Origin of the sequence: Halorhabdus sp. SVX81 (assembly GCF_029207715.1) — an archaeon.
Classification (GTDB): Archaea; Halobacteriota; Halobacteria; order Halobacteriales; family Haloarculaceae; genus Halorhabdus.
This window is the reverse complement of record NZ_CP104322.1, coordinates 2,220,858-2,246,071: the sequence shown is the minus strand read 5'-3', so window position 1 is coordinate 2,246,071 and position 25,214 is coordinate 2,220,858. Positions and strand designations below refer to the sequence as shown.

Sequence of the window (25,214 nt, the reverse complement as noted above, 5' to 3'; positions counted from 1 at the left end):
CGATTCAGACTGCCAGATAGGAGGCGACGGTGTCCTCGTCTTCGACGGCCGCGCCGTCGAGTTCGTCGGCGATGGTCCCCCGTTCCATCGCGTAACAGCGGTCGGCCATCGACTGGATGACGCCGAGGTTCTGTTCGACGAAGAGGATCGTCGTGCCGAGGTCAGCGTTGATCGCCCGCATGTCCTCGCTGATCTGCTCGACGATCGACGGCTGGACCCCCTCGGATGGTTCGTCGAGCAGGAGGAGATCCGGGTTGCCAACCAGCGCCCGCCCGATGGCGAGCATCTGACGCTGGCCGCCGCTGAGCGTCCCCGCGGCCTGGTCGGCCCGCTCTTCGAGAACGGGGAAATAGTCGTAGACGGCTTCGTAGCGACTTTCCGCGCCGTCGTTGATCGACTCCCCGACGACGAGGTTTTGCTCGACGGTCAACTCGGGGAAGACATCCCGGCCCTGTGGGATGTACCCGATGCCACGGGCCGCCCGTTCGTCCGGCGTCAGCCTGCCCACCGGCGTCCCGCGGTACTCGATGGTTCCCGAGCGCGCATCCAGCAACCCGATGATCGCCTTCAGCAGTGTGGTTTTGCCCGCACCGTTCTTGCCGATGATGCCGACGATCTCGCCGTCTTCGACGGTCAGGTCGACGTTTCGCAGGATCGGGGTCGCGTCGTAGGCGACTGTGAGTGAGTTACATGTTAACATGGTCAATCACCGCCGAGGTAGATACGCCGCACGTCCGGATCGGCCCGGATGTCCTCGATCGGTCCTTCCCGGAAGATCCGCCCCTGGTGGAGCACCGTCACCTCGTCGGCGATCCGGGCGACGAAGTCGATGTCGTGTTCGATCACGACGAAGGCGATGCCGTCGTCGTTCAGCGAGGTGACGAGCTCGGCCACGTCCCGGCGCTCCTCGATCGAGAGGCCGGCGACAGGTTCATCCAGCAAGAGTAGATCGGGGTCGAGCGCGGCGGCCATCCCGATCTCCAGGCGCTGTTGCTCGCCGTGGGAGAGTTCGCCCGCGCGCGTCTCGGCCACGTTCCGAAGGCCGACGCGACCGAGGCGCTCGTCGATCGCCGCCCCGAGGTCGTCCTCCTCGCCGCGCTGGAGCGGCAGGCGCATGTTCTGGGCGGCCGTAAACGACTCGAAGACGCTTGGCACCTGGAACTTCATGCCGATACCCCGGTCGACGCGGGCGTGCGGGACGACATCGGTGATCTCCTGGCCGTCGAAGAAGATCCGACCCTCGCTGGCGTCGTGTCGACCCGTGATCAACTTCAGCAGCGTGGACTTCCCGGCCCCGTTGGGACCGATCAGACAGCGCAGTTGCCCGGCGTCGATACCGAAGTCGACCCCGTCGATGGCGGTGAACCCGCCGAAGTGCTTGGTGAGCCCCTCGGTCTGGAGGATAGCGTCGGTGTCCGGTCCGGTCGCCTCGCCGGCGGGCGTCTTCCGGATCGACGGGTCGCTACTGTCAGTCGAACTCATTCGCGACTCACCTCCGGGGACTGGGACTCGATGGCGTCCGGGAGCGTCCCGCGAACCCGGGCTCCGACTGCCCGCAACCGTCTGCGGAGACCGGCCGCGATCCGCCGTCCACCGACGACGACGCCGTCTCTGAGTCCGCGCCTCTCGAAGAAGGCGTAACTGTCCCGGATACCGGGAACGACACCGCGGGGCACCAACAGGACCGAGACGAGCAGGATCGCGCCGACGAAGACGATCGCGAACTCGGGCACGGTCCGGGACAGCGTGAGTCGGATCCACTCGATCGAGATCGCCCCGACGAGCGCGCCGGTCAGCGTTTCCCGCCCGCCGAAGGTCACCCACAGCACCGGGTAGGTCGCCCACAGCAGCGTAAAGGGCTCGGGGTTGACGATGTTGAAATACGTGACGTAGAACACGCCTGCGACTCCCGCAAGTGTCCCGGAGAACGTAAACACCAGCAGTTTGAGCCGGCGCACGTCGTATCCGAGCATCTCGGCGCGGTCCTCGTCCTCGCGGATCGCCACCAGCGCGTACCCCAGGCGGCCGTTGACCAGCACCCGCAGGCCAAGATAGGTGCCGAGGACGACCACGAGGGTGATCCAGTAGTACATCGTCCCGCTGAAGACCACGGCGACGTCGCCGATCCCGATCGTCAGATCCGGGAGGCCGGGTATCCCGTTGGCTCCGCCGAGCGGGACGCTTCCGATCGTCCAGCCGTCGCCGGCGGTTCGGCCGAGGAACGTTCCGATCACCAGGGTCACGACCAGCGTCATGATCGCGACGTAGACGTCCCGGACGTCGCCGTAGAACATGAAGTATCCGAGGACGAACGCAGACACCGTCGCCGCGAGGACGGCGGCGGGGATCGCGACCGTCGCCCCGAGCGCGCCGCCGACGTTGAGACTCACCAGCGCGTAGGTGTAGCCGGCGATCCCCAGAAAGGCGATCTGGCCGAAGCTCAGGATACCGGCGTACCCCCAGACGATCGTCAGCGAGAGCGCCAGCAGGCCATAGGCCATAAACAGCGCGAACTGGTTTGCGCCGTAGCTTCCAAGCAGGAACGGGAGGCTGGCAAACACCGCCACGGCGACGAGGAACGTCCGCCAGAAGGCCGGCGTTTCCCCGACCGTGTTCGGCCCGCTCAACTGGTCGCGAAGTCGATCCAGCTTCTCGGGAACGAAATCGAATTCGGGCATCGTCATTCCTCCTGCACCCGATCGGTCAGGCTATCGTACAGCCCGGACAGTCCGCCCGGGAGGAACCGGATGACGAGGATCGCCGTCGCGAGCAAGGCCATCTTCGCGACGAAGGTGCCGAACTCGCTGGCGAAGACGCCACGGATCGTCCCCAGGAGGCCGCCGGCCGAGAGCGTGCCCACGAGCGCCGAGGAGCCGCCGACGACGACCGCGACGAAGGACTCGACGAGGTAGCCGTTGCCCATCGAGGGGACCATCGACTCCATCGGGGCGTACAGCGCGCCGGTCAGGCCCGCCAGCGCCGACCCGAGCCCGAACGTCAGCATGTACATCCGATCGGTGTCGACGCCCATGGCCCGGGCGGTGTCGGGGTCCTGGATGGTGGCCCGGGCCTTGACCCCGAACTCCGTCCGGGTAAACAGCAGGTAGATTGCCACCAGGACCGCGATCGCGACGACCGCGAGGAAGACCCGGTAGGCCGAGTAGGTGTACCCGGGCACCGCACCGAACGGCGTCGACACCGAGTCGATGGTGTTCCCGTAGACGATCCGGACGCCCTGGGTGATGATCAACCCGAGTCCGAAGGTGGCGATCATCGTGTCGAGCAACCGCCCGTAGAGCCGACGAACGATCGTCCGCTCGACGACGATCCCGAACAGGCCCGTCAGGAGGCTGCCGAACACCATCGCAATCGGCAGCGGCAGGCCGTAGACGTTGACCGACAGCGTCGTCGCGTAGGCGCCGATCAGGATGAACTCGCCGTGGGCGAGGTTGATCACGCCGACCATGCCGAAAATGACGGCGAGACCGATCGCCGCGAGCGTGATGTACGCGAAGCTGTCGGCGATCTGCAGGAGGAGTTCGATCGGCACACCGGCCCCATCAAGCGTCTTCAGGACCGTCTCGACGGTGCCGGCGGAGCCGCTTTGGGCGATCAGCGCGGGGCTCCCTGTCGTCATCGGTCACCCTCCTGCTTCGGGGAAGTAATCGACGGGCGTGAACTGCTTGGTCATGCCGTCGTCGTCCCCGCTGAGATCGATGTCGACGGTCTCGGTGAGGAACTGTTCGGGTATCTTCCGGGTGTCCTCGACCGTGATGTTGTGATCGGCATCACACCGCATGACCCGCATGTTGTGGGTCATGTGGTGGACGTCGCCCTGCAGGCTGATGTCGCCCTCCGGGGACTGGTCGCCGGTGACCTCCATCCCCTCCTCCAAGGTGGCGATGACTTCCGCCTGGTCGAGCGTCCCGGCCTCCTCGACGGCCTGTTTGTAGAGGTACGTCGAGACGTAGTTGTTGACGGCCTCCTCGTTGATGTAGGCGGCGTCGTCGCCGTACTTCTCGTAGTAGCGGTCGACGAAGTCCTGGTTGCGGTCGGTCGGGACCTCCTCCATGTAGTTGAACCCGCCGTAAACGTTCTCGAGAGCGGGCGGATCGAGCCGCTGGTGCTGGTAGCCCTGGGCCATGACTGTCGAGGTGCCCATCGGGATGTCCAGTCCGGCGGAGGTCCGCTGATTCCAGAACGACGAGTGGTTTTTCCCGACCAAAAGCGCCATCACGAAGTCCGGGTCGGCTTCCTGGATGTCGCTGATCGTCGATCCGAAGTTCGACACCGACAGCGGGATGAACTCCTCGCCGATGACCTCCCCACCGTTCTCGTCGGCGATGACCTTCACCCAGTCGGCCGACAGTTGACCGAAGTTGTAGTCGGCTGCGATCGTGTAGATCCGGTCGCCGAAGTTCTCGATCATGTAGGGCACGACGCTGCCCAGTTGCTGGCGGGCCGTTGCCCCCATACAGAAGGTGTACTCGTCGGCGACGCCGCCCTCGTACTGGGTGGTGTAGAAGTACAGCTGTTCGTTGCTGTCGATGGTCGGCCGGATCGTCTCCCTGGTCTTGGAGGCGTAGCCCGCCCACAGCACGTCGACGTCGTTCTGGTTGATCAACCGCTTGGTGAGTTGCGCGTAACGCGTGTCGTCGGACTGGGGGTCCGGATCGAACAGCTCGATCTCCTTGCCGTCGATCCCGCCCTCGTCGTTGATTTCGTCGATCGCGAGCTTCGAGGCCCGCCACTTGGGCGTCCCGTTCAGCGCGAAGTTCCCCGACCGATCCTCGAGGACACCGATCTTGACGGTGTCCGACCCGCCACTCCCGCCGAGGATTCCACCACACCCCGCGAGACTGGCTACACCCGCCGTCCCCATCCCCGCGAGGAACTCCCGGCGGCCGACCGACGGTCGCTCATTCATCCGAATCTCCCCCGGAATCACTGCCGAAACGGAAGGATAACTCGATATCCGACGGCTCTCTCGCGCCCAAACGCGAAATCTTGGAATGTTCTTCGATCATATATCGACAATCGTCCGGTATTGGGTAGTCCACTAAAACTTTACCCCAGTAATATAGATGTAACTGGCAACAATATAAGGGGATTATATTTTCACGCAAAAATAGGCATATCCAAAATTGCGAACGCAGTACGGGAGATGTGATGGGCAATTGTGAGGTTGGGGTGGCGAAGTGTGCCCGAGTGTCAGCTTCCCGGTTCGCGGAACGGCAATTTTTGTTCGATAGAGGTATCTTATCGATAGCTGGACTTCTGTCTCGATATATGCGACATAACTGGACGAACGTCACGACAATGGCGGTGACAGGGGCATGACCGATACCGTCGTTCCGGGTGAAGTGCGCACCGGCGAGGGGTCGGTGACGATCAACGAGGGTCGGGAAACCCGGCGTGTCACGGTCGCCAACACCGGCGATCGCCCGGTCCAGGTCGGCTCGCACTTCCACGTCTTCGAGGCCAACGCGGCCCTTGCATTCGACCGGCGGGCGGCCTACGGTATGCGGTTGAATATCCCGGCGGGCACGGCCGTCCGGTTCGAGCCCGGCGAGTCCAAAACGGTCGAACTCGTCGCTATCGGCGGGAAGCGCCGTGTCTACGGGATGAACGGCCTGACGAACGGCAGCGTCGAAAGCGGCACCGACCGGGCGCTCGAACGCGCTCGGGCGGCCGGGTTTGGGATCGACGGGGCGGACCATGAGTAAGGACATCGATCGGGACGCGTACGCCGACCTCTACGGCCCCACGACGGGCGATCAGGTTCGGCTGGGCGACACCGCGCTGTTCGCGACCGTCGAGGCGGACCGCCGGACGCCCGGCGACGAGGCCGTCTTCGGCGGCGGGAAGACACTCCGGGACGGCCAGGGTATGACCGCCAGCGTCACGCAGTCGGCGGGCGCACTCGACTGGGTCATCACCAATCCGACGATCCTCGACCCGGTCCTGGGCGTCGTCGCCGCGGACATCGGCATCCGGAACGGCGAAATCGCCGGCGTCGGCAAGGCCGGCAACCCCGACACGATGGACGGCGTCGACATGGTCGTCGGCCCCTCGACGGACGTCTACCCCGCCGAGGGGATGATCGCCACGCCGGGAGCGCTTGACATTCACGTCCACTTCAACTCCGCACAGCTGCACGAGCACGCGCTGGCGTCGGGCATCACGACGATGCTGGGCGGTGGCTTCGGCGGCGGCGCGACCACCTGTACGCCCGGCCCGACGAACGTCGCGCGCTTCCTGCAGGCCGCCGAGGCCTGGCCGGTCAACGTCGGCTTTTACGGCAAGGGCAACGCCTCGGATCCCGACGCCCTCCGCGAGCAGGTCGAGGCGGGTGTCTGTGGGCTCAAACTCCACGAGGACTGGGGATCGACCCCCGAAGCGATCGACACCTGCCTGTCGGTCGCCGAGCGTGCGGACTTACAGGTCTGTATGCACACTGATACGCTCAACGAAGCCGGATTCGTCGAGAACACGATGGCTGCGGTCGACGGCCGGACGATGCACCTCTTTCACATCGAGGGTGCGGGCGGCGGACACGCGCCGGACATCATGGAACTGGTCGGCCAATCGAACATGCTTCCCTCCTCGACGAACCCCTCGATGCCCTACACCGAGAACACGTTCGACGAACACCTCGACATGGTGATGGTCTGTCACCACCTCGATCGGGATGTCCCCGAGGACGTGGCCTTCGCGGAGTCACGTATTCGGCCCGAGACCATCGCCGCCGAGGACGTCCTCCACGACATGGGTGCGATTTCGATGATGACCACCGACTCCCAGGCGATGGGCCGGATGGCCGAACTCGTTCCCCGAACCTGGCAGACGGCCTCGAAGATGAAAGACCAGCGCGGTCCCCTGCCCGAGGACGAAGGCGAGTCGGGGGACAACCACCGGATCAAGCGCTACCTGGCGAAGTACACGATCAACCCCGCCATCTCGGCGGGTATCGACACGTACGTGGGGACGCTCGAACCGGGAAAGCTGGCGGATGTCGTGCTTTGGGAGCCCGACTCCTTCGGGATCAAACCACAGATGACGTTCAAGGGTGGATTCCCGGTCTCCTCGGCGATGGGCGAGGCCAACGGGTCGCTGATGACCTGTGAGCCCATCGTCCAACGGCCTCGTGCGGGGGCCGTCGGCCGGGCGAAACAGGCGCTGTCGCTGACGTTCGTCAGCGGTGCCGCACACGAGGCCGGCGTCGGGGAGGAATACGACCTCGATTCACGGGTCGTCCCGGTCTCCGGGACCCGCTCGGTCGGCAAGGACGACATGCACTACAACGCCTACTGTCCGGCCGACATCGAGGTGGACCCCGAAACCTTCGACGTCCGCATCGACGGCGAGAACGTGACCTGCGAACCGAGTTCCGAACTCCCGCTCGCACAACGGTACCTGCTATGAACCTCACGCCAAAGGAACGAGAACGGTTGACGATCTTCATGGCCGCAGAGCTCGCGCGCCGGCGCAAGGACCGCGGCGTCGCGCTGAACCACCCCGAGGCCGTCGCGTACATCTCGGACTGGTGTATCGAACGCGCCCGTGAGGGCGACAGCGTCGCCGAGATCCGATCGGGCGCGGCCCAGTTGCTCGATCCGGGGGACGTCATGGCCGGCGTCCCCGAGATGATCGACATGATCCAGGTCGAGCCGGTCTTCCCCGACGGGACGAAACTGGTCACAGTCCACGACCCCGTCCGGTCGGACGGGACTGCCGAGGATACGGGCGAGGCGGTCACCGACGGCGGGGCCACGACCGGGACGAACGATCCACCAGGGGGGTTCCAGCCATGAGTCCGACCCACCGCGACGTGGCGACGGTCGGGATCGGCGGGCCGGTCGGCTCGGGCAAAACCTCGCTGATCGCCGATCTCGTTCCCCGCCTGCGCGAGGCCGGCCTCGACGTGGGCGTCATCGCCAACGACATCCTCACCCAGGAGGACGCCGACGCGCTTCGGGAGCGCTTCGCCGGGATCGTCCCGGACGAGCTGGTCGCCGGGGTCGAAACCGGCGCGTGCCCGCATACGGGTATCCGCGAGGACCCCTCGATGAACCTCGAACAGATCGACGCCTTTCTCGACTCGCATCCGGACCTGGACGTCGTGATCGTCGAGAGCGGCGGGGACAATCTCGGGGCGACGTTCGATCCCGAACTGGCCGACTACTATGCGTTCGTCATCTCGGCGGCGGAGGGCGAGGACATCCCGCGCAAACGCGGCCCGGGCGTCGTCGATGCCGACCTGCTGGTGATCAACAAGACCGATCTGGCCCCCCACGTCGGTGCTGACCTCGACGTCATGGCCGCCGACGCCGACCGCGTCCGGGAGGGGCCGACCGTGTTCACCAACTGCAAGGACGGCGACGGCATCGCGCAGGTCCGCGAGTACCTCTCCGAGGAGGTGTTGTTCGCCTGATGGCCGCTGACGTTCCCCGCGGGTTCGAGCAGTACGCCGGCGAGGCGGTCCCCCAGGCGGCCGTGGGGTCGCCGGGCAAGGACGGCCGACTAGAACTCACGTTCGGGACCGACGCCGACGGCGAAACGGTTCTCCAGCGCGACTTCGCGCGCGTCCCCTTTCACGTCTCGGGGACGCTCGATCACGCACCGCCGGCGGACGGGACGGCCGTCTACGTCCAGTCGCCGACCGGCGGCGTCGCCCAGGGCGACCGACACGACGTCTCGATCCGCGCCCGTCAGGGCGCGACCGCGCTGGTCTCGACCCAGAGCGCGACGAAAGTCCAGTCGATGACGCACAATTTCGCCCGGGCGGAGATCGAAGTGGCAGCCGGGGACGGCACCCATCTCGAATACGTCCCGGGGGCGACGATTCTCTACCCGGACGCGAGGTACACCCAGTCGCTGACGATCGAGTTGGGATCGGCGGCCACGGCGGTCGTCGGCGAGGTGATCGTCCCCGGCCGACTTGCCCGCGGCGAGGCCTTCGAGTTCGATCGTTACGCCGCCGGAGTCGAGGCCAGCGGGCCGGACGGGCGGCTGTTCGCCGATCGGCTCACCCTTTCGCCAGGCGACGATGGAGCCGGACCGCGGACGACCGGCGTCCTCAGCGGCGATGTCTTCGGGACGCTGTATGCCGTCACGACGACCGAGTGTCCGGCCGCATCCCTCGCCGACGCGATGGCCAACCGGGTCGCCGATTGCGATCCCGAGGCCGGCGTCTCGACGCTCCCCAACGACGCCGGTTCCTGGGTGCGGGTAGTTGGGGACAGTACCGAATCGGTGACCGACGCGCTGCACGACGCCTGGGACGGCGCACGGCAGCGACTGCTCGGCGTTCCCGCGCCGGCGCTCAGAAAGTACTGATGATCGTCGCCGAAACGGTCGTCGGCTCGATCGCGGCGTTCGACGACCGCACGATCGAATACGTCCGGTTGAGCGACGCCGAACGCAAGCGATCGCGCGTCCGAACGACGACCGATGCCGGCACGGACGTCGGGCTGGTGCTCGGTGACACCAGCGTCGAGGCGGGCGATGTCGTCTACGCCGACGACGACCGCGCCATCGCCATCGCGTTCGAGGATCGGCCGGCACTGGCGATCGACGTGAGTGCCCTCGCGGACGACGGCGGGACCCACGGGTGTCTCCTCGAACTGGGGCACTTTCTCGGGAACCGCCACTACGATCTCGTGGTTGAGGGTGCAACGGCGTTCGTCCCTGTCGAAGCCGACCGTCCCATCGCCGATGCGATCCGTGCGCGGCTCCCGGATGGCGCCGAGGTGACTCGCCGTACGGTCGATCCGACCCTGTTCGACGAGTCGGACCCACCGGAACACAGCCACTCGAGTCCCGATCACGCGCACGCTTCCGGAGACCGCGACCGGGGATCGACCCACGAGCACGAACCGAACGGCCACGCGCACGGATCGGGGCACGAACACGCCCACGGCCCCGCGCACGAGCACGCTCACGGATCGGCACACGAGCACGGCCACGACGCGACCGGGAGCGGTCGGTTCGACGACACAGGGGGGTCCGGATGAGCGACGGCCCCGCGTTCGCCGCGATGCGGCTGGCCGACTCGATGCTGCCGACCGGCAGTGACTCGCTGTCGTATGGGCTCGAACAGCTTGTGGCCGAGGACCGCGTGACCGACGCCGCCGATCTCCGCCAACTCCTCGAGACGGTCCTGGCTCGACAACTCGCAGTCTGTGATGCCGTCGCCGTTCGGGCCGCCCGACAAGCGGCAGGAGCCGGGGATCTCGACCGCGTCGTCGAGATCGACCGGCGAGTACTCGCTGTGACGCTGCCGGCGGAGTTTCGCGAGAGTACTCGTGCGTCCGGTCGTCGGCTTCTGGATCTCTCCCGGGAAACGCTGGCAGACGACCGCATCTCGACGTACGCAGCGCGTGTCGACGACGCGGCCGCTCCCGGGACCCATCCCGCAGCGTTCGGGCTCGTGGCGGCCGTCGAAGGGCTCGATGGCCGCCAAGCGGCTGGGGCCTTCGTCCACGCGTTCGTCGCGAGTCAACTCCAGGCCGCCCAGCGGTTGCTCACGGTCGGCCACACCGATCTCCAGCGGCTGCTCGTCGACCTTCGTCCGGCCATGACCCGGGCTGTGGCCACCAGCGCCGAGCGATCGGCTGCCGACCTCCAGTCGTTCACGCCCGGCATTGAGACCGCGGCGGCACGTCACGAAGACGCCGATCGGCGGCTGTTTCTGAGCTGATCGTGCCATACTCCGCTTCACCGGGCGTCCAGTGGTCCTCCGACACTGTCCTCGCTGTGACCGACTCTCGTCTTTCACTGCGGTATCCTCCCCGGAATTACCTCCCGATCGACATCGTTGTAGTGCGGATCGCGATCTGTCCGTGCCCACTTCGACCACCGGCGACCCACGTCCGAGTCGTGCACTGTCGGCGATTTTGGATCGCGTTTTGTCAACACTACACAAACAATGGATATTTAACATATGCGGGAGGAGAGTCACCATCCCATGCTTGATGCCTCACGGGAGGACATCGTCAGCGGGTCGCTCTCGCGCGTGCTGGTCGTGCTCGCTGCGCCGCTGGTCGTCCAGAACTTCGCGCTAGTCGCCCAGGAAGTCGTCGACCTGTTCTGGGTGGGGCGGCTGGGCGGGACGGCCGTCGCCGCGGTCGGCCTCGCCGCCGTTTTCGTCGGTCTGCTGTTGGTCCCGTTCATGATGCTCTTCACCGGGACGCAGGTCATCACCTCCCAGCGCGTCGGAGCTGGCGACGAAGCGGCCGCCCGGCGGGTGCCGTTTACCGGTGCTGCCCTCGCGATGCCCCTCGCTGCCGTCGTCGGCGTTGCCGTCCTCGTCGGGGCCGAACCGATCGTCGATCGTTTCACTGACGAGGCCCAGATCGCGACGTACGCGGTCGCGTACCTGACGGCTTACATCCCCGCCCTCTTCACCACGTCGCTGTCGGACACCCTCGAGGCCGGCTTCACCGGTTGGGGCCAGACGCGGATCGCGCTGTACGTCAACGCCGTCGCGATCCTCGTCAACGTCGTGGTGGATCCGCTGCTCATCCTCGGGTATGGCCCGTTCCCACGCCTGGAAGTGTTCGGCGCGGCACTTGCGACGGGTATCGGCTACGGCGTCGGTGCACTGGTCGCCATCGCGGTCGTCCTCCGCGGTCGGGAGGGGTTCCGGCTCACCGCCGACGCTGTCAGACCTCGCCTCGCGACCGCTCGCGAGGTCGTCACTGTCGGCGCGCCGGTCGCGGGCCAGAATCTCGGTCGGCAACTCGCCCGCCTCGTCGTGATCGCGGTGGTCTCCGTCGCCGGCGGCGCGGCGGGCCTGGCGGCCTACCACCTCGGCTCACGCGTCGCGACCGTCGTCTTCGTTCCGGCCCAGGGTCTCGCTCAGGCGGCGACCAGCGTTGTCGGCCAGAACCTCGGCGCCGCACACTTCGAACGCGCCCGGCGGACGACCTGGATCGCCGTCGCCATCGCTGCCGTCGGCCTGGGCGTCCTCGGCGTCGTCCAGTGGCTCTTTCCCGAGTTCATCGCACACGTCTTCGTGCCAGGGATGGCGGGGCCGGATCTCACATACACCGTCGCGTATCTCCAGATCCTGGCCTACGGCTACTGGGCGCTGGGCGCGATCTACACCGTCGAGGCCGGGTTCAACGGCGCGGGCGAGACCCAGGTCAGCATGGTCTCGACGCTGGCCCAGTACTGGGCGGTGCGGGTTCCGGTTGCCATTGTCGGCGTCTACGTCCTCACCTTCGACGTCACGGCCGTCTTCTGGGCAATCACGCTCTCGAACGTCGCGGCCGCCACCTGGCTGCTTGCCTATTTCGCCTACACCAGCCGGCGGGGTCTGTTCGAGAGTGCCGTCGAGGCCGAGGAGTCAGGGACGGAGAGCAAGGGGTCAGCGGAGGGTGCTGCCGCCGGCTGAGAGGATCTCCGCTCCTCCGCCCTGGTTTATCAGCCACCCGACGCAACGTGACCGCACTCGACGGAGAAGCCATTCGAGTACCTGCAGACGTGGCCTCGTTGAGCGAACATCTGTGATGCGCGTTGAGTGTGGCCCCGTTTCACCGATCGACTTCCCCCATGATCGTATCGAGACTGCCGAGCGTCGCTATGAAGTCCGCGATGTACTCGCCGGTGGCCATCTCGGGGAGGGCCTGGAGGTTCGAGAACGAGGGGCCGCGGATCTTGAACCGCGCGGGTTTGTCCGTGCCGTCGCTACGGATGTAGATCCCAAGCTCGCCTTTTGCGGCCTCGACAGCCTGGTAGGTCTCGGCGTCGGCTTCGGGCCGCAGCGTCCGGGGGACGTTCGACTGGATAGAGCGATCGCTTTCCGGCCAGTCCGCCAGCAGATCGACACATTGCTCGACGATTCGCGCCGACTCCTCGAGTTCGCGCATCCGAACCAGCAGGCGTGCGTAGTTGTCACAGCCGTCCTCGGTGACGACCGACCAGTCGAGTTCGTCGTAGTAGCCGTAGGGATCGTCCCGCCGGAGGTCGTAGTCGATCCCGGATCCCCGTGCGACTGGCCCCGTGACGCCGTAGGACTTCGCGACGTTGGGGTCGAGATGTCCCGTGTCGAGCGTTCGCAACTGGAGGATCTCGTTGGCACTGAGGAGGTCGTGGTATTCGGCCAGGCGGTCCGGTAGGTAGGCGAGGAACTCCCGGACACTCTCCAGAAATGCATCGCGTGGCTGGGGTAGATCCCAGGCGACACCGCCGAGCCGGAAGTAGTTGAACATGAGCCGCTGGCCGGTCAGATCCTCCAGCAGGCTCTGGATCCGTTCGCGGTCCTCGATCGCGTACATGAACGTCGCCGTGAAGTCCCCGATCACGTCCAGCGCGTAGGCACCCACTGCGAGGAAGTGACTCAGCATCCGTGAGAGTTCAGCGCTCATCGTCCGCAGGACCTGGGCGTACTCTGGGACGTCGACGTCCGCCAAGTCCTCGGCTGAACGGGCGTACGCCCACTCGTTGAGCAGCCCCCCACCGCCCCAGTCCCACCGGTCGGGGTAGGGCATGATCTGATGGCGATAGGTGCCTTGCTCGCACATCTGTTCCTCACAGCGGTGGATGTAGCCGATGTCGGGTTCGGCGTCGACGACTGTCTCGCCGTCGAGGGTCAACTGGACGTGGAGCACACCGTGGGTCGCGGGGTGGTGGGGGCCGATGTTGAGCAACATCGTATCCGGACCTTGCTGGTGGTCATCGGCGATCGGGTTGACGTTCTCCCGATGGGTTACGACCTGTGACTGGGTCTGGTCGTATTCCTCCCGGAGCGGGTGGCCCTGCCAGGTCTCGGGGAGCAAAATTCGGCGGAGGTCCGGGTGCCCCTCGTACTCGATACCCAGCAGATCATAGATCTCCCGCTCGTGCCAGTCGGCCGTCTCGTACACTGATGCGCCCGACTGACTCACTGGGCTCTCGGCACTCGTCGGAACGACGACGCTGAGCTCGCGAGTCGGATCGTCGTAACGCCGAAGGTGATAGATCGTCTCGAAGCGATCGTCGTACTCCTGGCCCGTGACGCAGGCACAGTGGTCGAACCCGGCGCTGTCACGGAGCGCTTCGAGGACGGCGGCGACCGCATCGGCCCGGACGACGATTCCGGGCGCGTTTTCGTGGGTCTCGCGGTCGATCACGCCATCGAGATCCTCGACGACTGTCTCCCAGTCCGCCCGTCGCTCGCGACCAGTCCGCTGCACGGCGCACATATGCCGGCGAAGGGGCATTCAGGCAAAGCCGGTTTTGCCGAATTCACTAGTCCCTTGAAGTGCAGGTGGCAAGGCCGGCTGTGAAATCGCTCGCCGCCACCATGCAGGAACCGCCGGACTGGCGCAACCCGATGCACACCTTCATTACGGAGACTGCGGGCTTCGAGCGGGCGGAGCTGTTGATCTGGAACTTCTCGCGGAGCGAACTCGACGTCCTGCTGTTCCGCGTCGTCGGCCCGATCGATCCCTACCGTGAGGCGATCGATGCAGCGCGGTTCGTCACCGATTACGATCTCACGCCGATCGACGATGACGCATTCTACGCCTACGTCGAACACGAGACTCGTGAGATGGACCGACAGCTACGAGATTCCTTCGACGGCAAACACGTCGTCCTGGTTCCGCCGGTGATCTACCACGCCGACGGAACGACGCGACTCAGGATCGTGGGTCGCAGTGAGGCCCTCGAAAGCGTGATCGATGCCGTTCCGGACGCGATCGACGTCACGATCGAGTCGATCGGTGAGTATCGCGGCCCGGGCCGGGAGACCCTTGAGCTGACGGACCGCCAGCGGGAGGTCGCACAGATGGCCGTCGAGATGGGGTACTACGACGTACCTCGGGACGCGTCAGTGGCTGATATCGCCGCACGGCTCGATTGTGCGGCCAGTACCGTCTCGGATCACCTCCGGAAAGCCGAACGCGCCGTGATGGCCGGGCTGTTCGAGTGAGTCTCTTCGGTGGATTTTTCGTCGCGCTTCAACCCCACGAGGGTCCGTCTGAAACACGGAGAGCGGAAGAGCTTCGGCGAGTTGCTCGCGGCTTCAACCCCACGAGGGTCCGTCTGAAACGGCGTCGAGCTGCCGAAGATCTCCCTCGGGCAGCCGGCGCTTCAACCCCACGAGGGTCCGTCTGAAACCACCCCATAGACATCTCATCTCCCACGAACACTCCATGCTTCAACCCCACGAGGGTCCGTCTGAAACGCGGGCAAACAGGCTACGCATCGCCGGCCACCTCCGCGCTTCAACCCCACGAGGGTCCGTCTGAAACCGCCGGCCATGTCGAGCACGGCCCCCGCCCCGAGCTTCAACCCCACGAGGGTCCGTCTGAAACCCGACCGGTCGGACCCGGCGACGACAGCGACGATAGCTTCAACCCCACGAGGGTCCGTCTGAAACCCGACCGGTCGGACCCGGCGACGACAGCGACGATAGCTTCAACCCCACGAGGGTCCGTCTGAAACCGGTGGCGCGACCATCGTGGGCTACGAGTACAGCCAGCTTCAACCCCACGAGGGTCCGTCTGAAACGCGTAACGAGCTACCCGCTCGTCCGTCGCCTCCTGGCTTCAACCCCACGAGGGTCCGTCTGAAACTTCGGCGAGGACCGTGTCGAAGAGGCTCGAAACGAGCTTCAACCCCACGAGGGTCCGTCTGAAACTTGTTCGTCCAGGACCGCTGGGACGACTACGACGAGCTTCAACCCCACGAGGGTCCGTCTGAAACATCAGCGGGGCCGAGCCACCGGCCCCGAGCTGGACGCTTCAACCCCACGAGGGTCCGTCTGAAACACGGACCATGAGTTTTGCCGTGTGAAAGCGTATGCAGCTTCAACCCCACGAGGGTCCGTCTGAAACCAAGTCTGGGTGAGCACGTCAATGGGCAAACAGGCTTCAACCCCACGAGGGTCCGTCTGAAACACACCTGTTCTACGGTGGTGGTGCGATCAACTTTAGCTTCAACCCCACGAGGGTCCGTCTGAAACCACCGCTGGGCCATGAGGTCGTTTTCCCGGAGGTCGCTTCAACCCCACGAGGGTCCGTCTGAAACCACCGCTGGGCCATGAGGTCGTTTTCCCGGAGGTCGCTTCAACCCCACGAGGGTCCGTCTGAAACCTCGTCACCCAGCCGAAGTACGACGCACTTGTCGAGGCTTCAACCCCACGAGGGTCCGTCTGAAACTCGTCGAGGTTGTACTCCTCGCGCTCGATGTCGCTGCTTCAACCCCACGAGGGTCCGTCTGAAACGTCGTTTCCTACGTCCTGAGCCACGCCGGACTTTACGCTTCAACCCCACGAGGGTCCGTCTGAAACTGTAGGTCCAGTCTGTCGCCGGGATTCCTTCGATACGGCTTCAACCCCACGAGGGTCCGTCTGAAACGTGTCGAGATCGAGGACGTTCGCGCGTTCCTCCAGGAGGCTTCAACCCCACGAGGGTCCGTCTGAAACCATGGCCGAAACCGGCCATATAGCGCGTGATATCCCTGCCTGGAAGTTAGTGTTTTCGTCGACCGTCAATAGCCCACGAGACCCGGGGGGTCGATGAAAAACTCACCAATCACCCAGCACCGTGATACAGAGACGAGCTACACTGTGCTCAGTTCGCTGCTGTTGCGGTGACTCACTCCCGCTTGACGCCGGGGTTGCTCACTGCGCCGTTGGCCGCCGAGTCGAAGTCCCGGTGGTACTTCGCCAGCACACCATTCTCGTAGGTCGGCTCGGGATCGTCGCGCTCATCAAGACGCTGTTGGATCTCCGCGTCGCTAAGGTCAACGTCGAGCGAGCGCTCGGGAATGTCCACCGTCACGGTGTCGCCGTCTTCGAGCGCGCCGATCGGCCCACCGACGAAACTCTCGGGGGCGACGTGGCCGATCATCGGCCCGCGCGTCCCGCCAGAGAAGCGCCCGTCAGTGAGCAGCGCCACGTCGTCCTCGTGGCCCTGGCCCACGACGGCGGCGGTGACGCCGAGCATCTCCCGCATGCCAGGGCCACCCTTGGGCCCCTCGCCACGGATGATGATCACGTCGCCGGACTCGATGCGATCCTCCTGGACGTACGCCATTGCGTCCTCCTCGTCCTCGAAGATCCGGGCCGGCCCCTGGTGGTAGAATTCGTCGTTGCCCGTCGCCTTCAGCACCGCGCCGTCGGGCGCGAGGTTGCCCGTCAGGATCTTGATCGCGCCCTCGGGTTCCTTCGGGTCGTCGATCGAGTAGAGGAAGTCGGCGTCGATCTCTTCCTCGGGCGGGAGTCGCCCCTTCTCTTCTAAGTGCTCGATCTCCTCGGCCAGCGTCCGGCCGGTGATCGTCATGGCGTCGCCGTGGAGGAGATCGGCTTCCAGGAGCCGCCGGAGGACGACCGGGACGCCGCCGATCTCGTGGAGGTCGTTCATCACCTTCTCGCCGCCGGGCTGGAGGTCGGCGATCTTCGGCGTCCGTCGGCTGATCTCGTCGAAGTCCTCGATGTCCAGCTCGACGCCGGCCTCGGCGGCCATCGCCAGCAAGTGGAGGACGGCGTTTGTCGACCCGCCGATCGCCGTCTGGAGGGCGATGGCGTTCTCGAAGGACTTCCGTGAGAGAATATCCGAGGGACGACGGCGCTCCTCGATGACTTCGACAGCGAGCTCGCCCGTCTCGCGGGCCACGTCTTCGCGACTCTCCTCTTCGGCGGGCGGGCTTGCGCTGCCAAGCGGTGCGAGGCCGATCACCTCCGAGATCGAGGCCATCGTGTTGGCGGTGAACATCCCGCCGCAGGCCCCCGCACCCGGGCAGGCGTTGCGTTCGAGGTCGTCGAGTTCGTCGGCGTCCATGTCGCCGGTGGCGTAGGCGCCGACGCCCTCGAAGACCTGGACGATGGTCACATCTCTCCCATCGTGCTCGCCGGGCATGATCGACCCGCCATAGAGGAAGACACTCGGGAGATCGGTGCGGATCATCGCCATCATCATCCCGGGCATGTTCTTGTCGCAGCCGCCGATGGTGACGAGGCCGTCGACGCGCTCGCCGAAGGCCACCAGTTCGACGGAGTCGGCGATGACTTCCCGGGATATCAGCGAGGCCTTCATCCCCTCGGTGCCCATCGAGATGGCGTCGGAGATGGTGATCGTCCCGAACTCGACGGGCATCCCGCCCGCTTCGTCGGTGGCGTCCCAGGCCGTCTCGGCCACGTCGTCGAGGTGGACGTTACACGGCGTGATGTCGGCGGCGGGGTTGGCGATGCCGACCAGCGGCGAGTCGAAGTCGGCGTCGTCGTAGCCCATCGCGCGGAACATCGCCCGGTGGGGCGCTTTGTCGGGTCCTTCAGTGACGTCGGTGCTCGGAAGGTCCTCGTCTTTGTCGCGTGAGAACCTGTCGTCGTTAGACATGCCCTATTCGAGTCCCGGAGCGAGTAAAAAGGACCCGGTGGGGCCGATTGTCTCCGATATCGCCTTCCTGCGTCATCGCGGATCGGCCGGCTAGCTTGAACCTCGACTTTTCACTCGAACGGATCTGTGGCCGAATCGAGCGGTATGAGCCCCTGATTGTTGACTTTCACTTCTTCGATGGCCCGGCCAGTTGCCATACTGGACCGTCGCGGGCCGAACGCAAAACATGCTGGCCACAATGTGGTTTCTGCGTGGGCAATTACGACACCCCAACACCGCTAGTTCTTGTCTTCGGATCGTGCGGTAATGCCGCCGAGCAGTGTGCCGAAAATGATCAGGCCCATCGTCAGCCACAATATGGTCCCTTCATATCCAACGATTGCAGCGAGAAAGAACGTGAGAACGCCCCCAAGAATACTGACGAGCCAGAGATCGCGATAGACTATTGGTGTTACTTCCATGGCTCTGAACGTTTTAGGGTACACCAGATTTGCGGCGACCGTGAGTGCCAGATATACCGGCAGAAGGACGACAACGTAATTCCAGAGTAGTCCGGCAAAATCAACGGTTGGGCCACCGAAACCAGTATCCGTTAGTCTATATCCGTCCCGGAGCGTCGGCCAGACGAATATTTCGACGTATCCACCCTGGCCAGGTTCGACGACGACTTCTTCGGATTGTCTGCTGATGAGAAAAAAGACGAGGACGTTTGCGACTAACCAAGAGATGTATCTCGGCTTCAGTAGTCGCCCGATTCGATCGATGGGGAGAGTGAGATCCGGATCCATAGCGGTATCCTCTCGACTGCTCGCCTCGAGTTGTATTTCTTACCAAAATTTCGGGACGGGACACTAATAGAGTTACATTCACATGGTCAGCCGTGGGGCATCCCGATCATCCGGCGCGAAAACGAACCGGCCCCGCCGATCGTCATCATCGCGTGTTCAGCTGTCGGACTGTGGATGGGCCCGATCCGGAAAGAGGTACGTCGCTTCGAGGTGCTCGAGAATCTTGTCGACGATCGTCGCATCGTACGTCCAGATCCCGTAGAACGACCCCTCGTCGCGTTCCTCGGCGAGCAGTGCAGACTTCTGTCCGTCCTGCTCGCCCCCGTCGAAGACGACGAACCACGTCTCGGCGATCTCGTCGTTCTCGATCGGGTGGACAGCGCCGTCGATGTCCGGCGGTGGCGTATCGGGCACTCCGTAGGCGTGGACATCGACGCCCCGTGCCGCGAGGTCGGCGTAGATCGATCGCTGCTCGGCAAACAGCGAGAGCCGCTGGAAGCCGGCGTGGATCGTCCCGTCTCGCATTCGCCGGGCACGATCCTCGATCTCGCGGGACGTATACAGCATCTCCTCGGTGTCGTAGGCGGTGAACGTCGTCTCCTTGAGCGGTTCGAGGATGGGCTCGTATGCCCCGTCCGCGATGCCGACGGCGTCGGCGCCCGGCAGGACGCCGTCGAGCAGGTCCCTGAGTGTCGAGACGGCGACGACCGAGCGGACGCGGTCCCGATCGCTGAGCACGGCGATCTCGGCCGGCTGTCCCGAGGCCGTCTTCGCCGTCCGGATGCGGACGTTCTGCGTGCGGAAGAACTCGGCGAGGTCGTCGGCGATCGGATCGTCGCGGTCGCAGTTGAACAGCGTCAGCTCCTTCTCGTGGTCGTGTATCGCCTCGACGATCCGGGCGAGCGTCATCGCTACGACACTCTCGGTTCCCGACCGGCATAATACCCTGTCCCGCGGGCGAGACACCAGCCTTCAAGAGACGCCTCGCCCAATCGAGACACGATGACGCGCGTCTCGATCGGCGCTCGCCTGCACGCGGGCTTCCAGAACCTCTCGCTGGCGCGCGACCGCCTCTACGGCGGGATCGGGTGGTCGATCGACGAGCCACGGCTCGTCATCGACGTCGAGCGGGCCGAGGAACTCGTCTGCCCGGACGAAGCGGTCGAACCCTATGCCCGCCGGGCCATCGAGGTGCTTGACGTGCCCGGCGCGGAGATCGCCGTCGCGGAGCGCTTCGAACGCCACGCCGGGCTGGGTAGCGGGACACGACTCGCGCTGGCGACGCTCGTGGGCATCGCCGACATCTACGACATCGACGTGGACGTCCGCGACCGCGCGCCCGACCTGGGACGCGGCGGCCGTAGCGGCGTCGGGATCGCGACCGTTCTCGACGGTGGCTTCGTCGTCGACGGTGGCCATCCGGTCGAGCGCTTCACTCACAGTCCACCCGAGACGGGTGCCTGGACCACGCCGCCGGTCGTCGCCCGCCACGCGATTCCCGACTCCTGGCGGTTCGTCCTCGTCACGCCCGATGTCGAGACCGGCCAGCACGGGAACGAGGAGGACGCGAGCATGCGCTCGATCGTCGAAGGGGCCGATCCGGGGATCGCCGACGAGATCGCACCCCTTCTGACCCAGCGCCTCCTGCCGGCGATCGCCGACGATGACCGCCGGACATTCGGCGAGGCGGTTACCCGGCTCGGCCGGCTCAACGGGGCCTGGTATGCCGACGAACAGGGCGGGGTCTATCGCCCGCCAGCCGGCCGGCTCATCGAGTCGCTCTCGGCCGTCTCGGGTGTCGATGGCGTCGGGCAGTCCTCCTGGGGGCCGACGGTCTATGCCATCACCGGCACTGAGACCGCGGATATCGTCCGCGAAGCTGCCGAGGACGCCCTTACCCGGAACGACGTCGAGGGAGATGTCAGGATCGTCGCCCCGGACAACGAAGGGTACCGACTGTTGGACTCTTGATGGACTTCTCTTGGCACCATCCTCGACCGTGAGAACGAACCGAGTTATTGCGTCAAGAGGTGGTCGGCGAGGAACTGCTCCTGGCTCGGTAGCGTCTCCTCGCGCCACTCGTCGTTGTCGATCATCCCGTGGCCCACGTCGTCGCCGGTGAGAACCTCGACCGTCGCGCCGGCGTCCCGGTAGGCGTCAGCCAGGGCCGTCGTCGAGCGGTAGGGCACGACGTTGTCATCGGTGCCGTGGATCAACAGTGCCGGCGGATCGTCGCCCTCAACGTGACTGACGGGTGATCCCTCCTCGAGACGCTCCGTCGGGGCGTCCGCGCCGAAAAAGGCCGCGACGAGCGGGTTCTCTCCGATCCCGGATTCAGTGAAGTCGTAGGGGCCGCTGTAGCCGACGAGCGCGTCGACGCCGACCGGGACGTCCGGGTGGAACTCGTCGGGCTGGAAGGTCCCGTGATCGGGCGCGACAGCGACCAGCGCGGCCAGGTGTGCCCCGGCAGAATATCCCATGAGTGCCCCGCGATCGCTATCGATTCCATACTCGCCGGCGTTGGCCCGGACCCATTTCACGGCCGCGACAACGTCCCGAACCGCCGCCGGATACTGCTTCTCCTGGGCCAAACGGTACTGAATATCGGCGACGGCGAAGCCTTCCTCGACAAGTCGATCGAACATCGGCCGGTGGCCCTTGTCACCGCCGATCCAGCCGCCGCCGTGGGCATAGACGACGAACGGACTGGCCTCCTCGGTCGATGGGAGATAGAGGTCGAGTCGAAGCGTCCGCTGGGGCGTCTCTCTGAACGCGACGTCGGTGATCTCTTCCATCGATTCGGCGGTTGTCGTCGGCTCTTCGGTCGTCGGTTCGTCCGTCGCCGTCGGCTCCTCGGTCGTCGTCGCGGTTTCTGTGGGCGTCGGTGCTGACGTCGTCGAACGCTCGGAAGGCTCGTCTGTGGACGGAGAGGCTGCCGGACCCTGGGTACTCGTCGTCGAGTCGTTCGTCTCGGTTGTACAGCCGGCACCGGCGGCGAGCAGTGCCGTCAGCACGCCACGTCGCGTCCAGGTCGGGGGACCAGTCATATTCGCCCGTGAGACGTGACAGCCAGATAATAGTGCTGGGTTTCGACCGGTTCAACGCTCGGGAGCCGGGACGCCGTCCTCGCCGGGTCCATCCGGCCCGTCCAGATCGTACTCCTCGCGCAGTTCCCGGATGCGATCGCGGATGTCCGCCGCGAGTTCGAACTCCAGGTTGTCCGCCGCTTCCCCCATGCGCTCCTCCAACTCCTCGATCAATCTGGCTGCGGCCTCTTCGTCCTCGGGATCGGCCGTCGCCGACCCGCCGGTGTCGGTCTTGCTCCCCGGCAGGTTCGTCTCGCCGATGGCCTTCTCGATGGTCGTCGGCTCGTGGCCGTGCTCCTCGTTGTATTCGCGTTGAATCCGCCGCCGCCGCTTCGTCTCCGCGATGGCCGATTCCATGGCGTCGCTGGGCTCGTCGGCGTAGAGGACGACCTTGCCGTTGACGTTCCGGGCGGCCCGGCCCATCGTCTGGACGAGCGTCGTCTCGCTGCGGAGGAATCCCTCCTGGTCGGCGTCGAGGATGGCGACGAGACTCACTTCCGGGATGTCAAGGCCCTCACGGAGGAGGTTGATCCCGACGAGCACGTCGAACTCCCCCGCGCGCAAGCCCCGAACCAGCTCGTGGCGCTCCAGGGTGTCGGTCTCGTCGTGCATGTACTCGACGGCGACGCCCGCCTCTTCGAGGTATTCGGTGAGGTCCTCGGCCATGCGCTTGGTCAGCGTCGTCACTAAGGCCCGCTCGTCGTCGGGCAGGGCGTCGAGGCGATCCATGAGATCGTCGACCTGCGACTCGGCGGGGCTGACCTCGATCTCGGGATCGACGAGGTAGGTCGGGCGGACGATCTGCTCGACCACCTGATCACTCTGCTCGCGCTCGTAGTCGCTCGGCGTCGCGGAGACGTACAGTGTTTGGTCCGTTTTCTCCTCGAACTCCTCGAAGGTCAGCGGGCGGTTGTCGTAGGCCGTCGGCAGTCGAAACCCGTTCTCGACGAGGGAGTCCTTCCGGGATTTGTCGCCCTCGTATTGGCCCTTGATCTGGGGGATCGTCTGGTGTGACTCGTCGACGACCGTCAGGAAGTCATCCGGGAAGTAATCGAGTAGGGTGTAGGGCGCTTCGCCCGACTCCCGGTCCGAGAGGTGGACGGAGTAGTTCTCGATGCCCGAGCAGTAGCCCGTCTCTTCGAGCATCTCCAGGTCGAAGGTCGTCCGTTCCTCGATGCGCTGGGCGGCGACGAGATCGCCCTGTCGCTCGAAGTAATCGACCCGCCGTTCCATCAGCTCCTCGATCTCTTCGATCGCATTCTGTATTTCCTGCTCGGGAATCGAGTAGTGCTCGGCGGGGTGGATCAGGGCGGCGGGTTCCTCGCTCTGTAACTCCCCTTCCAGGGGGTCGAGCTTCGAGATGCGGTCGATCTCCTCGCCCCAAAGTTCCACGCGCAACGCGTAGCGGCCGTACATCGGGTAGATCTCGACGGTGTCGCCGCGCACGCGGAACGTCCCCTGCGTGAAGTCGACGTCGTTGCGTTCGTAATTGAGGTCGACGAGCCGCCCCAGCAACGCGTCGCGGTCGATCTCCTGGCCGACCTCCAGCCGGAGGGACATGTCGACGTAGTTGGCGGGGTCGCCCAGTCCGTAGATGGCCGAGACGCTGGCGACGACGATCACGTCATCGCGAGTGAGAAGCGAGCGGGTCGCGGAGTGGCGCAGGCGGTCGATCTCGTCGTTGATCGAGGCGTCCTTCTCGATGTACTTGTCCGTCTGTTCGACGTAGGCCTCGGGCTGGTAGTAATCGTAGTAGGAGACGAAATATTCGACGGCGTTGTCGGGGAACAGCTCGCGGAACTCCTCGTAGAGCTGTGCGGCGAGGGTCTTGTTGTGGGCGATCACGAGGGTGGGCTGTTGGATCTCTTCGAGAACCCACGAGACGGTGTTGGTTTTGCCCGATCCCGTCACGCCCAGCAGGGTCTGTTTGTCCATCCCCGACCGATAGCCGTCGGCCAGCTGTTCGATGGCCGCGGGCTGGTCGCCAGCGGGTTCGAACGGCGCGTCGACGCGAAAGTCGGTCTCTGCGTCGGGCCGGTCCGGGGAGAGGGGGCCGCCGGTGTCGCTCATTGTGCCTATCATAATCGCTTGAGGCACTTGACGGCCTCGCTCGACGCAGCCCTGACGTCGTGAGTTCGCCACCCTGCCGGTACCGGTTTGCAAATACGGGAGCCGATTCGGGACGGGCACCAGCAACCGGCCACCCCGCAGTCAGTCTGGTCCGCCCGCCGGCCCGTGGTCTGGATCCCAGTCGCGCTCGACCGGTGTCTCGCTGGCGTCGATCACTTCCAGAAGCCACGCCGCGGCATCGTCGAGTGCCGTCTCGTCAGTTCCGGTGAGTTTCAGCCGGTTGTGCCGCGCCGCTCGATCCGGATAACAGCCGACCCGGACGTCGAAGCGGTCGCGTGCGTCGGCCAGGGCACCGACGATGTTCGCCTCGGGTTCGACAGTGTAGAGGAGTCGTTCGGTCAACGTACCCGTGAAATCCGTAGCGATCGTCTCGAACATCGCCTGCATTTCGCTTGGAATCCCCGGGAGCACGTAGACGTTCTCCAGCCGGCAGCCCGGGGCCAGTCCTTCGGGGTTGGACAGCGGTTCGGCCCCCGCCGGGATCGCGGCTTCCGCCTCGACGTCGATGTCGAGTTCGGGGACTGAATCGCTGATTTCTGCCAGTCGTTGCTTGACTTCGCCAATCGCGAGGTCACTGGCGACAAGCCCTCGATCGAAGGCAGCTGCGACCGCGTCCATCGTCACGTCGTCAGGCGTCCCACCGATCCCGCCAGTGACGATCACGGCATCGAAGGCATCACTGTATGCCCTGGTACGATCAGCGATGACATCACGGTCGTCAGGAACGGTGAGAATCCGCCGGACAGAGACGCCGCGGGTAGTCAATTCCGCGGCGAGCCACGAGGCGTTCGTGTTGTCGGTGTCACCGGCCAGTAGCTCCTCGCCGACGGTGAGTACGGCGACATCCATTGTAGACCCGTTCGGTCTTCGATGGTGGTTAG

The 25,214-nt window shown here is 65.3% G+C and carries 22 protein-coding genes and 1 CRISPR repeat array; of the genes, 10 read left to right on the top strand and 12 right to left on the bottom strand.

The genetic code is table 11. The features are described 5' to 3' along the window. Window positions 1–4: 4 nt before the first annotated feature. Genes SVXhr_RS11185 through SVXhr_RS11165 form a run of 5 tightly spaced genes read right to left on the bottom strand, consistent with a single transcriptional unit; the run spans window position 5 to window position 4,927 of the window. Window positions 5–700, bottom strand: coding sequence for an ABC transporter ATP-binding protein (locus tag SVXhr_RS11185; RefSeq protein ID WP_275737277.1), 696 nt, complete (start codon window positions 698–700; stop codon window positions 5–7). Between the two features lie 2 nt (window positions 701–702). Further along, window positions 703–1,482 carry an ABC transporter ATP-binding protein gene (locus SVXhr_RS11180; protein ID WP_275737276.1) on the bottom strand — a complete coding sequence of 260 codons (780 nt, stop codon included), beginning with the start codon at window positions 1,480–1,482 and terminating at the stop codon, window positions 703–705. Continuing rightward, a complete protein-coding gene (locus SVXhr_RS11175) occupies window positions 1,479–2,678 on the bottom strand; it encodes an urea ABC transporter permease (protein WP_275737275.1) in 1,200 nt (399 codons plus the stop codon). Before SVXhr_RS11175 ends, SVXhr_RS11180 begins: the two co-directional genes overlap by 4 nt. Before the next feature lie 2 nt (window positions 2,679–2,680). Continuing rightward, window positions 2,681–3,637, bottom strand: coding sequence for an urea ABC transporter, permease protein UrtB (urtB, locus tag SVXhr_RS11170; RefSeq protein ID WP_275737274.1), 957 nt, complete (start codon window positions 3,635–3,637; stop codon window positions 2,681–2,683). A 3-nt stretch (window positions 3,638–3,640) separates the two neighbouring features. Then, complete coding sequence (locus tag SVXhr_RS11165) at window positions 3,641–4,927, bottom strand: urea ABC transporter substrate-binding protein (RefSeq protein WP_275737273.1); 1,287 nt, start codon at window positions 4,925–4,927, stop codon at window positions 3,641–3,643. Window positions 4,928–5,336: 409 nt separating this feature from the next. Here SVXhr_RS11165 and SVXhr_RS11160 point away from each other — a divergent pair, with 409 nt between their 5' ends. From SVXhr_RS11160 to SVXhr_RS11125, 8 genes are all read left to right on the top strand, one after another. Further along, the gene (locus SVXhr_RS11160) at window positions 5,337–5,726 is read left to right on the top strand and encodes an urease subunit beta (RefSeq protein ID WP_275737272.1); all 390 of its coding nucleotides are present in this window, start codon (window positions 5,337–5,339) and stop codon (window positions 5,724–5,726) included. Further along, window positions 5,719–7,425 carry an urease subunit alpha gene (gene ureC / locus SVXhr_RS11155; RefSeq protein WP_275737271.1) on the top strand — a complete coding sequence of 569 codons (1,707 nt, stop codon included), beginning with the start codon at window positions 5,719–5,721 and terminating at the stop codon, window positions 7,423–7,425. Before SVXhr_RS11160 ends, ureC begins: the two co-directional genes overlap by 8 nt. Continuing rightward, entirely contained in the window at window positions 7,422–7,814 is a 393-nt protein-coding gene (locus SVXhr_RS11150) for an urease subunit gamma (protein ID WP_275737270.1), read from the top strand. The genes ureC and SVXhr_RS11150 overlap by 4 nt, the downstream gene beginning before the upstream one ends. Then, entirely contained in the window at window positions 7,811–8,434 is a 624-nt protein-coding gene (gene ureG / locus SVXhr_RS11145) for an urease accessory protein UreG (protein ID WP_275737269.1), read from the top strand. The genes SVXhr_RS11150 and ureG overlap by 4 nt, the downstream gene beginning before the upstream one ends. Next, window positions 8,434–9,339, top strand: a complete 906-nt coding sequence (locus SVXhr_RS11140) for an urease accessory protein UreD (protein ID WP_275737268.1) — start codon at window positions 8,434–8,436, stop codon at window positions 9,337–9,339. Before ureG ends, SVXhr_RS11140 begins: the two co-directional genes overlap by 1 nt. Further along, on the top strand, window positions 9,339–10,016 hold the full coding sequence (locus SVXhr_RS11135) for a hypothetical protein (protein ID WP_275737267.1): 678 nt from the start codon (window positions 9,339–9,341) through the stop codon (window positions 10,014–10,016). The genes SVXhr_RS11140 and SVXhr_RS11135 overlap by 1 nt, the downstream gene beginning before the upstream one ends. Continuing rightward, entirely contained in the window at window positions 10,013–10,702 is a 690-nt protein-coding gene (locus SVXhr_RS11130; protein ID WP_275737266.1) for an urease accessory UreF family protein, read from the top strand. Before SVXhr_RS11135 ends, SVXhr_RS11130 begins: the two co-directional genes overlap by 4 nt. A 267-nt stretch (window positions 10,703–10,969) precedes the next feature. Continuing rightward, window positions 10,970–12,400 carry an MATE family efflux transporter gene (locus tag SVXhr_RS11125; RefSeq protein WP_275737265.1) on the top strand — a complete coding sequence of 477 codons (1,431 nt, stop codon included), beginning with the start codon at window positions 10,970–10,972 and terminating at the stop codon, window positions 12,398–12,400. Window positions 12,401–12,539: 139 nt separating this feature from the next. Here SVXhr_RS11125 and SVXhr_RS11120 read toward each other — a convergent pair whose 3' ends face one another. Then, window positions 12,540–14,189, bottom strand: coding sequence for an NADH-quinone oxidoreductase subunit D (locus SVXhr_RS11120; RefSeq protein WP_275737264.1), 1,650 nt, complete (start codon window positions 14,187–14,189; stop codon window positions 12,540–12,542). An 80-nt stretch (window positions 14,190–14,269) separates the two neighbouring features. Here SVXhr_RS11120 and SVXhr_RS11115 point away from each other — a divergent pair, with 80 nt between their 5' ends. Further along, window positions 14,270–14,920, top strand: coding sequence for a helix-turn-helix domain-containing protein (locus SVXhr_RS11115; RefSeq protein WP_275737263.1), 651 nt, complete (start codon window positions 14,270–14,272; stop codon window positions 14,918–14,920). 25 nt (window positions 14,921–14,945) lie between these two features. Further along, a CRISPR array of direct repeats spans window positions 14,946–16,417; the repeat unit is 30 nt; unit sequence GCTTCAACCCCACGAGGGTCCGTCTGAAAC. Between the two features lie 172 nt (window positions 16,418–16,589). On the opposite strand, the gene ilvD is transcribed toward SVXhr_RS11115, so the two are convergent. The 3 genes from ilvD to SVXhr_RS11100 form a co-directional block, all read right to left on the bottom strand. Next, a complete protein-coding gene (ilvD, locus tag SVXhr_RS11110; RefSeq protein ID WP_275737262.1) occupies window positions 16,590–18,329 on the bottom strand; it encodes a dihydroxy-acid dehydratase in 1,740 nt (579 codons plus the stop codon). A 278-nt stretch (window positions 18,330–18,607) separates the two neighbouring features. Then, window positions 18,608–19,117: a hypothetical protein gene (locus tag SVXhr_RS11105; RefSeq protein ID WP_275737261.1), complete on the bottom strand. Its 510-nt coding sequence runs from the start codon at window positions 19,115–19,117 to the stop codon at window positions 18,608–18,610. A gap of 156 nt (window positions 19,118–19,273) precedes the next feature. Next, window positions 19,274–20,026 carry a DICT sensory domain-containing protein gene (locus tag SVXhr_RS11100; RefSeq protein WP_275737260.1) on the bottom strand — a complete coding sequence of 251 codons (753 nt, stop codon included), beginning with the start codon at window positions 20,024–20,026 and terminating at the stop codon, window positions 19,274–19,276. A gap of 93 nt (window positions 20,027–20,119) precedes the next feature. On the opposite strand from SVXhr_RS11100, the gene SVXhr_RS11095 reads away from it, so the two are divergent. Continuing rightward, on the top strand, window positions 20,120–21,088 hold the full coding sequence (locus tag SVXhr_RS11095) for a beta-ribofuranosylaminobenzene 5'-phosphate synthase family protein (RefSeq protein WP_275737259.1): 969 nt from the start codon (window positions 20,120–20,122) through the stop codon (window positions 21,086–21,088). A 44-nt stretch (window positions 21,089–21,132) separates the two neighbouring features. Here the strand turns inward: SVXhr_RS11095 and SVXhr_RS11090 are convergent, their stop codons facing one another. The 3 genes from SVXhr_RS11090 to SVXhr_RS11080 all read right to left on the bottom strand — a co-directional run bounded on the left by SVXhr_RS11090 (window position 21,133) and on the right by SVXhr_RS11080 (window position 25,182). Then, window positions 21,133–22,164, bottom strand: coding sequence for an alpha/beta hydrolase (locus SVXhr_RS11090; protein ID WP_275737258.1), 1,032 nt, complete (start codon window positions 22,162–22,164; stop codon window positions 21,133–21,135). A gap of 51 nt (window positions 22,165–22,215) precedes the next feature. Continuing rightward, window positions 22,216–24,273 (bottom strand): excinuclease ABC subunit UvrB, encoded by a 2,058-nt coding sequence (gene uvrB, locus SVXhr_RS11085; protein WP_275737257.1) that lies wholly within the window; start codon window positions 24,271–24,273, stop codon window positions 22,216–22,218. A gap of 141 nt (window positions 24,274–24,414) precedes the next feature. Further along, window positions 24,415–25,182 carry a molybdopterin-binding protein gene (locus SVXhr_RS11080; RefSeq protein ID WP_275737256.1) on the bottom strand — a complete coding sequence of 256 codons (768 nt, stop codon included), beginning with the start codon at window positions 25,180–25,182 and terminating at the stop codon, window positions 24,415–24,417. Window positions 25,183–25,214 lie beyond the last annotated feature (32 nt).